Here is a 13,681-nt window from a genome sequence, read left to right on the forward strand (position 1 = left end):
GACGCCGTTCGCAAAGTGATGAAGGAATTGGCTCCGGACAAGGACGATACCGAATGAGTCACGACGATCGCAAACGCGCCGTCGGCAAGGTCACGTCAGTGGCAGCAGACAGGTTCGTGGTCGAGATGCACGCGGGAACCGACAACTTCACGGTCGTGGGCTTTGACGATGTGCATTACGTCGCACGCTTGGGCTCGTTCCTGATGATACCGACTCACGCCGAATATGTTGTCGCTGAAGTTGTGGGGCTGCGCGAACGTGATGTCGCTGCATCCTCAAGAGGCGACCTCGACAAGGCCGGATCGGCGAAATTCCTCGACGTGGTGCCCGTAGGCATGCTGCCTGCTTCAGGGGACGGAAAGTTCCGGTTCGGTGTGTCGGTCTTCCCTTCGCTCTATGCCGACGCATTGTATGCCCTCGACAGCGAACTCGACCGAATATTTGAGACGAAAACCGAGGCTGAGGCCGGTATCGGACCTGACGGGCAAATTTGTGTGCCGGCGAACGCCACCCGCTTTCGTGTTTTGAGCATCGGCCAGTCCGTCGTGTTCGAGGACTATGCGGTGAAGGTCCGCCTCGACGATTTCTTCGGTGGTCACGTTGCAGTGCTTGGCAACACGGGAAGCGGAAAGTCGTGCACAGTCGCTTCGATTCTACAGGAGCTTTTTGGAAAACCGGACGAACATCATGCCCGCGGTGCCACGTTTGTGGTGTTCGACGTCAACGGCGAGTATCGGCAGGCGCTCGAACCACTGGCAATGCCGGGCGGTATTGGGGTCGACCGGGTTCTACTCGATGGAACAGCAACCGGTTTCCGCTTGCCCCATTGGTTTCTGGACCTCTCAGAGTGGGAACTTCTGCTCCAGGCGAGCGAACGCACGCAGGTCCCCATACTACGTATGGCGCTTGGCCTTTCAACGATGTTCTCAGAAGCTGGTGCGGACGATCTCGGCGGCGTGAAGAACCACATCCTCGCCAAGTGCATCACGCAGATCATGCGCGACGATTCCAGCAGTCCGTCCAAGCATGACCGGATAGTTGGCATCCTGCAGCGATTCAACACTGGTGAAATCAATCTGCAATCCATCCAACCTTTTATTACAGTTAGCTACGGTCAGCTAGCTGATGCCCAAGGTTTGGACGAATTTCTCGTCGGCGAGAATGCCTTTGTTATCGACGAGTTGAAGCTGCCGGACTACGAAAACATCCCTTTCGATTTCCGCTCCCTAGGAGAGGCAATGGATCTCGCCATCCTTTACGAGGAGGCACACGGCAACCGCCAGATTCGTGACTACTGGTCGCAGATGGTCACCCGCCTCAAATCGCTTGAGGAGCGTCGGGAGTATGAATTTCTGCGCCACTCACTGCCAGTCGGGGGACAAACCGGTGAAGGTCAGAATGAATTCCTCGCCCGAATCCTCGGGCTGACCGCGAAGGGCAGTGACCTCACTAGAGCGCTTCGCCTTTTGACTGAATCTGGATTCCCAAGTTTGCGCAAATCAGATTCGATGTCCTGACCGTTTGGAGGTCGGGAGATGACGAAACCTTATTCCATGGATCTGCGCGAGCGGGCGATGGCTCGGCTTGAGGCGGGGGAGACGAGCTACGAAGTGGCTGCGACGTTGAAGGTCGCGGTTTCGAGCGTGATCAAGTGGGCGGCGCGCAAGCGCCGTTTGGGCAGCGTGGCGCCCGGCAAGATGGGCGGCCACCGGCCGTATCTGATCAGCGGCGGGCATCGGTTGTTCGTGCTGGGTGAAGTCGAACGCGACCCGAATGTGACGCTGCATGAGCTGGCGGCCGCGCTTGCCGAGCGTGGCTTGCATGTCCATCCCGCGAGTGTCGGGCGCTTCCTGCATCGCGAGGGCAGGAGCTTCAAAAAAAACCGTTCTGCCTGCCGAGCAGCTCAGGCCGAAGCTGGCGCGCAGACGCGCGCAGTGGACCCGCTATCAGACCCGCATTGATCCAACACGCCTGGTCTTCATCGACGAGACCTGGGTCAAGACCAACATGGCGCCGCTGCGTGGCTGGAGCGTGCGCGGCAAGCGACTTGTTGCCCACGCACCCTATGGCCATTGGAAAACCATGACCTTCATCGCCGCGCTGCGGCTCGATCGCGTCGAGGCGCCTTGGGTCCTCAATGGGCCCATCAATGGCGAAGCCTTCCGCCTCTACGTCGAAACGCAACTCATCAAAGCCTTGAAGCCGGGCGACATCGTCGTGCTCGACAATCTCGGCTCCCACAAGGGCGCTGCCGTCCGCGACATCGTCAGGGCCGCCGGCGCAAGGCTGTTCTTCCTGCCGCCCTACAGCCCGATCTCAATCCGATCGAGCAGCTGTTCGCCAAGCTCAAGCACTTCATGCGCCGCGCCGCCAGACGGAGTGTCGAGGCCGTCCACAACGCCATCGCCGCAACCCTGAATGCCGTCACCCCACTGGAATGCCGAAACTACATCGAAAATGCCGGATACAAATCAACCTAAATGCGAAAGGCTCTAAGACTAATCAGATCGTGATCGTTGATATGAACGCCGTATCGGATGACGTCGTCGAGCTTTTTTGCTCGGTTCTGCCACGCATGACGTTTAGGCTGCTGCGGCAAGCCGATCCGCGCAACCGCTTCCCAGTTCACTTGCTGCTTGAAGAAGGCTCATCGCTATATTGCCTCCACACCCTCCCGTTATGCGTTGGACGCAGCGAAGGTTTTTGAGCGGATAGCCAAGGAGGGTCGCAAATACGGTATGTTCCTGATGGTAGCATCACAGAGGCCAAGCGAGCTTTCAAAAACCGTGTTGTCTCAGTGTTCCAACTTTGTCGTTCACCGCATTCAGAACCCAGACGACCTGTCGCAAATCCGTCAGATGACTCCATTTATCTCCGACGCCGTTCTCAAACGGTTGCCATCCCTCCCGAAGCAGCACGCGTTGGTGTTCGGAACATCCGTGAATTTGCCGACGACGTTCCGCGTCAGGGACGCATCTCCCCGGCCATCCAGCGACGACACCAAAATCGTTGATCTCTGGTTCCATGAGGAAGGTCGCCCAGCGAACATCCGACTCGCCCCGCTGGTACCCGATCCGGAGGACATATTATCAGATCTTTTGTGACACTAGCCGCAAATACTGAGGAGCTCTATGTCTTTGGCCAGCCTTTCATTTTCAAGAACATCATTCCATCGAATGCGCCGAGTTTGGCCGCGGCTTCGGTAGCATAGCGCCTTCGAGACTCCACGGAGCGACCGGATGAGCGCTCCAGGATCCGGCCGCCCCAACTGTCCGATCCCTTTCGGTATATGGAAATGTTCAGCCCGTCGGTATTCAGATAGCTGTTGCCAGCGTGCGAGACGCGCCACTTGCGCTGGAGCCAATTGCGTCGGCGGTGTGCAGCACTGCGGAGCGTACGTTCGCGCATTCGCGGCGCCTCGTAGTCCTGCTCCATCTTCTCCGCACAGACACGTCCCACGCCAAGCATTTCGGCATGGTCAGGATGAGTCATGTAATGGACGTATCTGATCTCTTGGGTTTCGCACATTTCGCAGATCTCAGACGGTTCATCGAGATCCTCCACATTGACACAGGTCCAGCCCTTATGCGGAATTCCCGATCGCAACCACCTCCCAGTCATCGATTCCCTCCACCTCCGACGAACCTATTCCCCCTATGCCTCTATCTCGACGCCGACGTCCTGCTGGCTGCCGGGCATGATGTCGCCGGCCAACAGCTTCTCCTTCGAAAGCAATCCGGCATCCTCAAGCGCCTCGAAATCCGGCAGATCGCGCAGCGTTTCAAGGCCGAACTCGAGCAGGAATTCTTTCGTGGTGACATAGGTGTAGGGCGCGCCCGGTGTCGGGCTGCGCGGCCCGGAGGCGATCAGGCCGGCGCCACGCAGATGGCCGATCAGGTCGCGGCTGATTTCCTTGCCGAAGAACGACGACAGTTCGGCGCGGGTGATCGGCTGGAAGTAGGCGATGCACATCAGCACCAGCACGTCGGACTGCGTCAGGTCTGCGGCACGCCCGTTGCCGCCGACGGCGGTGCTAAATGCACTGCCAAATGCACCGCGGATGTCAGGTGCTTCCAGCCGCCGGCCACGGCAACCAGATCGTAGGGCCGGCCGCGCAGTTCCTCGCGGATGTCGTCGATTAGCAGATCGATGCTGCAGCTCTTACCAACGATGCGCGCCAGCGTTTCGCGGCCGACCGGTTCGCTGGCGGCAAAGATCGTCGCCTCGACCCGGTGCATCCATTCGCGCCAGCGCGCCTCCGGCGGCAGGTGATCCAGCTCGCGATCAAGCAACGGTCGTTGCCCATCCCCATTTTCTCGGCGAGCCTTCGTCGAACGAGCCGCCATCTTCACAGCCCGTAGATGCGGAAGGTCGGGCGACCGGATAGCTCACGCACGGCGCCAAACTCGACCAGCCGGTCGAACAGGCGGCGCAGGCCGCGGTCGCTCATCCCGGCGATCTTTTCCGAAGCGACAATCGCGTCGTCGGAAAGGAGTCTTTCGACGACGAGGTCGGCCGCTTTCGCCCTGAGTTTCGGCGCGACGGCGAGGAGCTTGTCCGCCCGGCGCCCGAGTTCGGCGGAAAGGTCGACAGCCCGGAGCGCGGCGCGCGCCTGCGCAGCAAGCAAGATCTTCGTCTGGTCAGGTTCTGTTTTGGGCCCGAGAGGTGGAGAGGCAGTTGCCACGCGACGCGATCGGCCCGAATTCGCACCCGAGATATTCTCGCCGCCCAGCAGCGGCACGGCGCGTGGCCAGCCCAGGCACTGCGCGACAAGAGCATCGGCGAGCCAGGCGCCGACGGGACGCCCAAACCCGTATTAGCTCGGCCGCGATGAAGGCACCAGTCACCATACCGACCATCCCCCCTGCGGAGAGCGCCCGGAGCTCGCCCGCCAGATCGCCGACCATCTCATCATCCGGAGCGTGGCCGAATTCGTCCAGCATCGCGCCGAGGCCTTTTCCCGTCAGCAGATCCTCCGTGGGGCGTGCGGCCAGCCGGCGCCAGCCCAAAAACATCCAACCGGCGGGGCCGACATCGTCGCCGGTTGTAGTGAGCAGAAAGGCATCGCGCAGCGCCGCCTCATCCTCGGCCCGGCCTACTTGCTTAACCGTTACCGCTGCCGCGGCAAGCGCCAGTCGCTGCCGCCAGGCGCCGGCCCAGCGCTCCTGCCGGCGGACCACCGCATCGAGCGCGCCGATGGCGGCGCCGGCGAGAAGCGTGACATCCTCAACACCCTTTCCTGCAAGGCTTTGCGCATCGGGACAGCCCGGCGCAGCCATGCCGGGACGAGGACGGCGGTTATCGCTTCAGGAAGCGAACCGGGGTGGCGCGAGAGAGATTTTGGCCGGAGAATCATTGCCAAGAGGATGAATCAGAGCGGCGCTTTTCACAAGCGAGAAGCGACAAAACCGCCGCGCCCGTCTGGGGAATAATAACGAATGATAAGGTTGCCTTATCAGTCGTTTTGTCTTTATATAGAAAATGGCCTCTATCGTCGATCAAAACCCCGGAAACCGTGCTCGGCATCGCTCCGCTCGATCACACCAGACGGCGCCGGTTGTCGACCAAAGCGCGCCGGCAGGCTCGGCCGCGGGCGAGACGCCGATCAGCGACGATCTCCCCGATATTGTCGACGTCGTCCTGGAAATGGGCCGTGCGCCCGAGGAGCCGGCCGCTGAAGTTCAGGCGCCCTCCTCACCCTTCCGGCCGTCGCCAATCTTCGCCTGCCGGCGCATCTCGACGCGCTCGCCGATCGCGCGCGCGACTACGTTGAGGCAGCGAGCTCGGCCAACACCCGCCGTGCCTACGCTTCGGACTGGCGGCAATTCTCGAGCTGGTGCCGTCGGCAAGGCGTCGAGATGTTTCCACCCGATCCGCAGGTGGTCGGCCTCTACATCACCGCCTGCGCCTCAGGAAAGGCAACCGGGGACAAGAAGCCGAACTCCGTGTCGACGATCGAACGCCGGCTCTCCTCGCTGACGTGGAACTATGCGCAGCGTGGCCAGCCGCTGGACAGGAAGGACCGCCACATCGCCACCGTCATGGCCGGCATCCGCAACAAGCACGCCACCCCGCCCCGGCAGAAGGAGGCGGTGTTGCCCGAGGATCTGATCGCCATGCTGGAAACACTCGACCGCGGCACCCTGCGCGGCCTGCGCGACCGCGCCATGCTGCTGCTTGGCTTTGCCGGCGGACTGCGCCGCTCCGAGGTTGTCGGCCTCGACTGCGGCCGCGACCAGACCGAAGATTCCTCCGGTTGGGTGGAAGTCCTCGACAAGGGCATGCTGTTGCGCCTGCGCGGCAAGACCGGCTGGCGCGAGGTCGAGGTCGGACGCGGCTCGTCCGATGCGACCTGCCCTGTCGTGGCGCTGGAGACCTGGCTCAGGCTGGCGCGCATCGCCACGGGCCCCTGTTTCGGCGTGTCACCGGCCAGGGCAAGGCGGTCGGCGCCAATCGGCTCAACGACCAGGAGGTCGCCCGCCTCGTCAAGCGCACCGCGCTGGCGGCCGGCGTGCGCGGCGATCTTCCGGAGGGTGAGCGCGGAAGCTGTTTGCCGGCCATTCGCTCCGCGCCGGCCTGGCGTCCTCGGCCGAGGTCGACGAACGCTTCGTACAGAAGCAGCTCGGGCATACGAGCGCCGAGATGACTCGCAAATACCAGCGCCGCCGCGATCGGTTCCGGGTCAACCTCACCAAGGCCTCAGGGCTTTGAAAGTCGCCTCCCCTCCCCCGGGCCGGATCAGGATGTGCGCTCTCGTTGTTTTCGTTCCGCGTCTCTTCGCCTTTTCCAGTCGTCCCAATCGACCGGCTCCGAGCTGACGACACTGAGGTCCGCCGGGGTGAAGTGCTCAGTGAAGAGAACGAGGTTCTGACACGGCCATCGCGCGCTTGGCGCAAGAATGCCATCGAATCCGAGGAACGCGGCCGCATCTCCGATCTCCTGCGTGCGCTGATAGGAGAGAGAGCCATAGATTTCCGGCGTTACCCCAAGACCCTTTAACTCGGTCAGATTGGCAGTCCGAAGCGTCCGTTGGGTACGAACCGAGATCCGATGAAGGACCGATCGAATTTTAGACGGAAAGACCGGCTGGCGGCTCAGATGAAAATGAATCTGCTCAAGCGAACCTTCCCGCTCCAGCGAGGTATAAAGCACGTCAAAGGAGCCCGGATCCCATCGAGCCCGGGCCGGATAGCCAAGCAGCGGCTCGCGCTCCTCGCGGACAATACGCCAGACATCCCCTTCAAACGACACGCCTTGATGGGTGTCGAGCAGATCAAGCAGTTCGAGATCTCGCGCCCGCCGCTCCACTCAACCGCCTCAGATGTAGGCGCCGGCATCGAGGCGTTCGATCACCGCCAAGACTTCCTGGGTACGATCCGCATTGATGAGATCAATCGCCCGTTCGTTGTTAAGAAGCGGATGGCGCGAGTGCAGCCAAAGTCGCGTTTCATCAGCGGTGTAAAAGTCGGATAGCCGGTCAACCACGTACCGCAAATCGGCGATAACCGTCTGGGTTCGCAGATTAGGAGATCCGTTTCCGTGCGACCACCGGGACACGGTTGCGGTCGACACATCGACAATGTTGGCAATGTCCTTGCCCTGCAGGCCTCCGCGAGACCGAAGATCGTCCAGAATTCGTGCTACAGCTGTGCTCATTGTCGTTACCTGCGTTGCGAAGCTGCGCTCGCACCCCTCCCCTGACGCCGCGGCGGGACCGCCGCCCTTGGCTGGCCAGCAATTGTGCTATTCAAAGCTTCCAGAACCGCATGCATCTTTTCCAGCCGATCGCTACTGCGCTGCAGTAACTCCGACAAGCCTTCATCCGATACCTTGAGCTTCGCGGCCGATCGCGCGACCCGTTCCGCGGTAGCCAGTTCCTTCTCGCGTCAGCGCCGAAGCCCGAGATCCTGAACCACAGATTGTCGAACGGCACATTTTTCAACGCGGTGATGAACGCCCGGCGCTGGGCGGGATCGCGAAGGGACGCATTCTTGATCATCAATGGATAGTCAATGCCAACATGCTTTCCTCCTTCCGCATCGAGCGCCCGGCGCAGCGCGATGGTAGCCCCGCAGTCCAGAGCAAAAAGGTGGTCTGTCGAGCCTTCAAGGACATGCGCGGGTGCCTGGTCGGCGTGGAAGCCCTGCTTCACCGCAAAGCGGGCTATCTGCCCGATTACGTCCCGGTTCGCGTTCGGTCGCAAATCGTCCGGTGTCAGCACACTCTCCGGATTAGCCCAAGGCGCGGACTTGGCCGCTCCACCAAACCGACCGATCGACGAAAGCTCAGCCACATTGGTGTCCAGGATCAGTTCGCCACCAACCTCGACAAGCGCTGTCAGGAGATCATGTTGCCTCAGCGCAGCTGACGCCTCCACCACGACCCGGTCGACCATCATCTTTCCCGAGCCCAACAGAGTTTCGAGCTGGCGGTGACCACTGGTCCCCACGCGCAAAAAATGGCCGACCGGTTTGGGCTGGCCATGCAGGTAGACGACGTTCTGGTTCATCTTCGTGCTCCTGGCCACAACTTACGTTTTGATTTCACGTACGTCAAGATGTGCAATCAATATGAAACCAAGAGCCGGTGAGCCACCAAAGATGTGTCACCGCCTAACGCGCTCAGTCAGCCATCTGCTCGAGGTGATCGAGGTTTTGACTGCAAAGGCGCGCATTTCCGGTCGCTCAGGGATCCGATCGATACGACGACGGCACAAGGCATGTTCTCCCTGCAGGTCCTCGGCGCCGTGGCGCAGCTCGAGCGTGCGTTGATTTCCGAGCTCACAAAAGCCGGCATCAGGGCAGCCAAGGCAAAAGGCCCTCCTGCCCGGCAATCCGGGCATCCGCGAACGCCAGCCGGAGGCGCTGGCCAAAATGAGGGCTGCACAGCAGGCAGCCTATGGTGCCCGCGTTCAGAACAGCGCGCAGCAATGGCTGCCGACGGTCAAGCGCATGCGTCCGGACCACACCTGGGACGACATCGCGCGGTTTTTGAAGCAACGCGGGTTGGACTGGTCGCCCGAACGCCGCGCCGGGCCGTCAAATGGATGATCGCCGAGGGGATGGCGGATGCGGCGCTGCTGACCAAATCCCCGCCCCGCCTTCCCGAGGATCGACTGATGACGCTGGTTGCCGGGTTCCAATCGTCCAATCCGCAGCTAACGCTGCGCGAAATCGCCAGCCAGCTGGAAAGATTGCACGAGCGCACGCCCCGCGGCGGGACGAAATGGGCGCCATCATCGGTCAAGAACCTTCTCGACCGTGCCAAGCGGAACGGCTTGCTCGGCGAGGCCTGAGACGCAAGGATTGAATTGGCGCGAACGCAATACCCATCGCGCACCGTGACCGTAGCCGGGAAACGCCGGAGCGCGCTTCCATGATGGACACGAGGATCATCGACAGCCGAGACGATTTTGCGCAATCGGCGATCGACCGCGCCGCTGAGGCGCTGGGTCAGGCGATCGTTGACGCGTTGCTCGAGACGTTTGACGGCCTTGTGGGCGGTGACTGAGACATCGGTACGAACCACACGAGTGGCTGCACCCCCGGGCCCGAAACGCGAGCCCACAGATCCGTCCGGCATCACGACCTCGGCCTGCGCAGGCTTCTCAGAAGCGCGTCGGAGCCCTCGAGGCGCCCTTCCCCATGGTCGCCATTCTCCGGCGGCCGGCCGCGAGTCTGCGCAGCGGTCTTCTCGGCGTCCAGTTTGGCGCGCAACAGCGCCATCACCATCGGCCAGACCGAGAATTTCCCGTCCCGGGTGCGATCTGTCAGGCTGCGTAGATAACCGCCGGCGTTGTTGATCTGGTCGGCGCGCTGATAGATCGCCGCCAGGGTGATCGCCGCCTGCCGCTCGCCCAGAACCTCGCAGGCCTCCCGCCAGGCGCTCGGGCTGGCCCCCAGCATCGGCCGGGCGACCTCCGCCGCCGCCAGAAAGTCCCGCCAGTTGCGGATTTCGCCGTCCTTTGCCAGCTCGCGCCAGTTGGCGCAGGCGTCCAGCACGATCCCCAAGGGCAACTTCCGTTTCGGCAAGCTGCGCAGGTTGTCGGTTTCCGCGGCGGTGCCGCCCGCTTCTTCTTTTTCTCCTAAGCCGTTTTCAGATTCAGATAGGGAGTCTGGGTTTGAATTCTGTATGTGGCAACCGGAATGGGACTCATTGGCGTCCGGATTCTGCGTATTCGTGAAGGATTCCACTGCCTCACGGATTTCGCTCCAAAGCAGCTCGAGGTCTTCGCAGATGTCTTCAAGGAGCTGTCGAGGTGCAGTCCTGGGGAGCCGGCCGACGATCGCCTGATAAGTTCTGGTCATTTTGCCCCAGTTGCCCGGCACGCCCTCCTCGATGCCGGCGTCGATCATCTCTTGACGATGTCCCGGGCGCAACAGCGTCAGGCGCTCCCTGGCGGCCTTGTAGGCGCGTTTCTCGGCCTGGACCGTCTCGGCGAACTCCTCGGCGCGTGCGACGATCGGCGAGAGATCGAACCCGTAGGCCTGTTCGATCTGCCCGCCCCTGCCCTTGCGCGCAAAGCGTTTGCCGTTCGGGCTGTCGCGGCGGATGATCAGTCCGCAATCGACCAGCACGGTCAGGTGGCGCCGCAGCGTCGTCGCCGGCATGCCGTTCGCCCTTGCCATGAGCTGCTCGTTCGATGGCCACACGATCAGTTCCCCGTCGGCCGCGAGCTCGGCCTCGGGGTGGAACGACAAAAGCGCGTTCAAGGTTGCCAACGAGCGGTCCGTGGCGCCGATCAGGTCTCTGGCTTCGCGGATCGATTTGAAGACATGCCGATGAGAGCGGCAACAGCGGCTTCCATGACTAGGTCGACAATCACTTCTTCAGGACCTTCGGCTCGGCGATCCTGGTGGCGCTGATCGGCGCCGGCAGCGACTGGTGATCCCGCTGGATCGCAACGCGCTCGGCGGCGCCAACAGCGCCGAGGACGCCGCACGCCGCTCCTTTGCCCAAAGTTTCGGGCAAGTTGCCGAGCAGACCGTCTCCAAGAACCTGAACGTCCAGCCGACCCTGAAGATCAGGCCGGGCTACCGCTTCAATGTCCTGGTCGACCAGGACATCGTGTTTCCGCGCGCCTATCGGTGACGCGACACTGGTCGCGATCGCAACATGTTGCTGGAGGGGCTGCCGCTTGCATGTGATGGCGTCGCGCCCGGATCGATTTGAATGAGCTTCTCTTGACCCTGATCGACCGATTGTCGCTGCCGCTCGAGGAGCGAGCGGCCCGGCGCGCCTTGCGCGATTTCGCCATTGGCGCCGGGTTCGACTTTTTCGCCTATCTCCATCTGCGCGGCAAGGAGACCTTCGCCGTCTCCAACTATCCGCGCCGGTGGCAGGATATCTATGTCGCGGGAGGATTTCTGCGCGCCGATCCCGTCATCACCCAGGCAAAGCACGGCCCGCCGGTCTTTGTCTGGTCGGCTACAGATGCGCGGCGTATGGGCCGGAGCGACGTGATAAGGTTCTTCGAGGCCGCGGAGGAATTCGGGATCCGCTCCGGCCTCTCGATCTCGGTGCCGGTGGGTTTCACGGATCGCATGGTGTTCACGCTCGCAACAGGCGACGAAGAGCCCTCCATCGATGGCGCCATCGATCCCGTGACCGCGGCGGTCGCCGTTGCCTTCGTTCATTCGCGCCTTGCCGGCGCGGCGCAGGACACATCGCTCGCGGCCGATATTCGTCTGTCGCCACGGGAGGCGGAATGCCTGCGCTGGTTCGCTGAAGGGATGTTGCTCGCCGATATCGGGCTGACGGTCGGGATCAGCTATCGCTCCGTGCGCTCTTATCTCGACCAGGCCGCACGCAAGCTTGGCGCCGCCAACAGCCGTCAGGCCGCATCGATCGCGATCAGGCTGGGACTGATCTGATGACGCGGGAGCTTGCACTGTCATCGACAAAGCCGGCGCCCCAAAACAATCAAATCCGAGCGACGAAAGGCGTGATGTGGTCGGGCCGGCGGGGATGTCCGGTCGGCCGCTCGATCGACAGTTTCGTCACAGGCGGAACCGCGCCATCGTGCAGGGCCCGGATGCTATCGTCGAGTTCCTTGTCGGATGTCGTCAGACGGTGATTGAGGCGCAAATAGTCCGTCCAGGTTGGGGTGCGGAAACTCTCCGTCCAGAGGCATGGATCCAAAAGGTTGCGCTCGACCGTCCAATGCCGGGCGCCGACGCGGCTATGCGCCCGGCGTCGTTCGAGCATGAGGGCGAGAAACGCCTCGGTGTGTTCATCCGGTATCCGGTACTCGATCTTGCAGACGATAGGCCCGCTTCGGGGTCTGAGTTCGACCGCGACCGCCGGCGCCTTGAACCCTTCCAGCGGATTGTCGTTGGTGTCCTTGTCCTCGAGTATGGGCAGGAAGAACCCCGTCGCGGCAACCAGGAGAAGCGCAGCGCCCGAGCCCACCAGCGCCGCCGTCAGCGAGTATTCGTCCGACACCGCACCCCAGAGCCAGCTACCGCCCGCGATGCCGCCATATGTGAAAGCAAAGTAGATCGAGACTGTGCGGCCGACGATCCATCGCGGGCTCGCCAGTTGCACGCTGATGCCGAGCCCCGACCAGGCGGTGACCCAACCCATGCCGCCGAGAGCGAGCGCGACAGCCGCAACAGTAATCGAGGGAGCGAAGGCGAGGGCAACCGAGCAGGCCGCGCAGGCGACGCAGGCGAGCCTGATCAGCCATTCCTGGGAGATCAGCCGTCTGAAGCGTCCGGCATTGACTCCTCCGAACAGAGCGCCGACGCCGAAACCGCCCATCAGAACGCCGTAGGCGAAGGGACCAGCATGCAGTTGGTCGCGGACGACCAGCGGAAGCAGTGCCAACGTGGCAATTCCGGCGAGACCGAGAAGCGTTGCACGCGCGATCGCCGCCTTGATCTCGGACGATATCGCGGTAAAACGCGCGCCGTCATAGATTGCCGTCGTCATCCGCTCGCGCGGTAACGGTGAGGCGCGAACCGTCCAGTTGCAGCGCCAGATGGTACCTAGTGGGACCATGTAACTGAGCGTGCTCATAGTGAGCGCTGCCAGCGGGCCGAACGCGGCGACAATGATGCCGCCGAGCGCCGGGCCGACGCTGCGCACGGTGTTGAAGCCGATATTGATCAGCGTAACGGCTGCCGGAACATCCCGCCTGTCGACGATGTCGCCGACCGATGCCTGCCATGCCGGGTCGCTGAGCGCGACACCGCATCCGATCAGGAAGCTGACGCCGAGGATGATCCAAGGATCGGCGAGACCGAGCGCCACGAAACCCGTCAATATCGCCGATGCCAGTGCGATTAGCGAGCGGCCGACCAACAGCACGCCGCGCCGGCTGAAGCTGTCAGCAACCGCTCCGGCAAACACCGACAGGAAGAAGGCCGGCAATGTAGCGGAGGCCTGAGCCAGAGCGACCAGTTGGTCGGAGGTGGAGAGGGTCGCCATCAACCAGCCGATGGCAACTGTGTGCATCATCCATCCCAGCGACGATACCTGAGTGGAAAGCCAGATAGAGCGGAACGTCCTATTACCGAGAGGAGAAAGGGCGGATGGCGTTGTTGCGTCGGTATCCGCGCGCGCCCCGGTGCTCATTTCTCTAAAGCCTTTTCATCCTGTTTTTGGTCGTGCGTAAACCGGCGCCTCGGTCGCGCTTATGGTTAGTTGACTGGGGTCCGATTGTCTTCGGTGTGCGATA

General features: G+C 62.3%; 8 protein-coding genes and 7 pseudogenes. 7 read left to right on the forward strand and 8 right to left on the reverse strand.

Annotation, left to right across the window (positions count from 1 at the left end):
• Nucleotides 1-53: 53 nt before the first annotated feature.
• Together ACWTU8_RS29850 and ACWTU8_RS29855 are read left to right on the forward strand one after the other, a co-directional pair.
• Nucleotides 54-1,517, forward strand: a complete 1,464-nt coding sequence (locus tag ACWTU8_RS29850; RefSeq protein ID WP_455850966.1) for a helicase HerA domain-containing protein — start codon at nucleotides 54-56, stop codon at nucleotides 1,515-1,517.
• An 18-nt stretch (nucleotides 1,518-1,535) separates the two neighbouring features.
• A pseudogene (locus ACWTU8_RS29855) lies at nucleotides 1,536-2,480 on the forward strand (IS630 family transposase).
• A gap of 649 nt (nucleotides 2,481-3,129) precedes the next feature.
• On the opposite strand, the gene ACWTU8_RS29860 reads toward ACWTU8_RS29855, so the two are convergent.
• The 3 genes and pseudogenes from ACWTU8_RS29860 to ACWTU8_RS29870 all read right to left on the reverse strand — a co-directional run bounded on the left by ACWTU8_RS29860 (nucleotide 3,130) and on the right by ACWTU8_RS29870 (nucleotide 5,356).
• Nucleotides 3,130-3,621: a hypothetical protein gene (locus tag ACWTU8_RS29860; protein WP_455850967.1), complete on the reverse strand. Its 492-nt coding sequence runs from the start codon at nucleotides 3,619-3,621 to the stop codon at nucleotides 3,130-3,132.
• 33 nt (nucleotides 3,622-3,654) lie between these two features.
• Nucleotides 3,655-4,346: pseudogene (gene scpB, locus ACWTU8_RS29865) on the reverse strand (SMC-Scp complex subunit ScpB).
• 2 nt (nucleotides 4,347-4,348) lie between these two features.
• A pseudogene (locus tag ACWTU8_RS29870) lies at nucleotides 4,349-5,356 on the reverse strand (DUF1403 family protein).
• Between the two features lie 125 nt (nucleotides 5,357-5,481).
• On the opposite strand from ACWTU8_RS29870, the pseudogene ACWTU8_RS29875 reads away from it, so the two are divergent.
• A pseudogene (locus ACWTU8_RS29875) lies at nucleotides 5,482-6,711 on the forward strand (site-specific integrase).
• Nucleotides 6,712-6,738: 27 nt separating this feature from the next.
• On the opposite strand, the gene ACWTU8_RS29880 reads toward ACWTU8_RS29875, so the two are convergent.
• From ACWTU8_RS29880 to ACWTU8_RS29890, 3 genes are all read right to left on the reverse strand, one after another.
• Nucleotides 6,739-7,308 (reverse strand): RES family NAD+ phosphorylase, encoded by a 570-nt coding sequence (locus ACWTU8_RS29880; protein WP_455850968.1) that lies wholly within the window; start codon nucleotides 7,306-7,308, stop codon nucleotides 6,739-6,741.
• A 9-nt stretch (nucleotides 7,309-7,317) separates the two neighbouring features.
• Complete coding sequence (locus ACWTU8_RS29885) at nucleotides 7,318-7,656, reverse strand: antitoxin Xre/MbcA/ParS toxin-binding domain-containing protein (protein WP_038655373.1); 339 nt, start codon at nucleotides 7,654-7,656, stop codon at nucleotides 7,318-7,320.
• A gap of 91 nt (nucleotides 7,657-7,747) precedes the next feature.
• Nucleotides 7,748-8,509 carry a hypothetical protein gene (locus tag ACWTU8_RS29890; protein WP_455850969.1) on the reverse strand — a complete coding sequence of 254 codons (762 nt, stop codon included), beginning with the start codon at nucleotides 8,507-8,509 and terminating at the stop codon, nucleotides 7,748-7,750.
• Nucleotides 8,510-8,609: 100 nt separating this feature from the next.
• Between ACWTU8_RS29890 and ACWTU8_RS29895 the strand changes: the two are divergent.
• A pseudogene (locus ACWTU8_RS29895) lies at nucleotides 8,610-9,295 on the forward strand (recombinase family protein); the annotation flags it as partial.
• Nucleotides 9,296-9,375: 80 nt separating this feature from the next.
• Entirely contained in the window at nucleotides 9,376-9,510 is a 135-nt protein-coding gene (locus ACWTU8_RS29900) for a hypothetical protein (RefSeq protein WP_455850970.1), read from the forward strand.
• Nucleotides 9,511-9,581: 71 nt separating this feature from the next.
• Here the strand turns inward: ACWTU8_RS29900 and repC are convergent.
• Nucleotides 9,582-10,775 (reverse strand): annotated as a pseudogene (gene repC, locus ACWTU8_RS29905) (plasmid replication protein RepC); the annotation flags it as partial.
• A gap of 5 nt (nucleotides 10,776-10,780) precedes the next feature.
• On the opposite strand from repC, the pseudogene ACWTU8_RS29910 reads away from it, so the two are divergent.
• A pseudogene (locus ACWTU8_RS29910) lies at nucleotides 10,781-11,091 on the forward strand (TrbI/VirB10 family protein); the annotation flags it as partial.
• A 92-nt stretch (nucleotides 11,092-11,183) separates the two neighbouring features.
• Nucleotides 11,184-11,873 (forward strand): autoinducer binding domain-containing protein, encoded by a 690-nt coding sequence (locus tag ACWTU8_RS29915; protein ID WP_455850971.1) that lies wholly within the window; start codon nucleotides 11,184-11,186, stop codon nucleotides 11,871-11,873.
• 49 nt (nucleotides 11,874-11,922) lie between these two features.
• On the opposite strand, the gene ACWTU8_RS29920 is transcribed toward ACWTU8_RS29915, so the two are convergent.
• Entirely contained in the window at nucleotides 11,923-13,578 is a 1,656-nt protein-coding gene (locus ACWTU8_RS29920) for an MFS transporter (protein WP_455850972.1), read from the reverse strand.
• Nucleotides 13,579-13,681 lie beyond the last annotated feature (103 nt).

This window comes from Mesorhizobium sp. BHbdii (assembly GCF_053848045.1).

Excerpts from the sequence above, each read along its gene's own strand:
- ACWTU8_RS29885 (WP_038655373.1), bottom strand. The coding sequence starts at position 7,656 with ATGAGCACAGCTGTAGCACGAATTCTGGACGATCTTCGGTCTCGCGGA.
- ACWTU8_RS29860 (WP_455850967.1), bottom strand. The coding sequence starts at position 3,621 with ATGACTGGGAGGTGGTTGCGATCGGGAATTCCGCATAAGGGCTGGACC.
- ACWTU8_RS29850 (WP_455850966.1), top strand. The coding sequence starts at position 54 with ATGAGTCACGACGATCGCAAACGCGCCGTCGGCAAGGTCACGTCAGTG.
- ACWTU8_RS29890 (WP_455850969.1), bottom strand. The coding sequence starts at position 8,509 with ATGAACCAGAACGTCGTCTACCTGCATGGCCAGCCCAAACCGGTCGGC.
- ACWTU8_RS29920 (WP_455850972.1), bottom strand. The coding sequence starts at position 13,578 with ATGAGCACCGGGGCGCGCGCGGATACCGACGCAACAACGCCATCCGCC.
- ACWTU8_RS29900 (WP_455850970.1), top strand. The coding sequence starts at position 9,376 with ATGATGGACACGAGGATCATCGACAGCCGAGACGATTTTGCGCAATCG.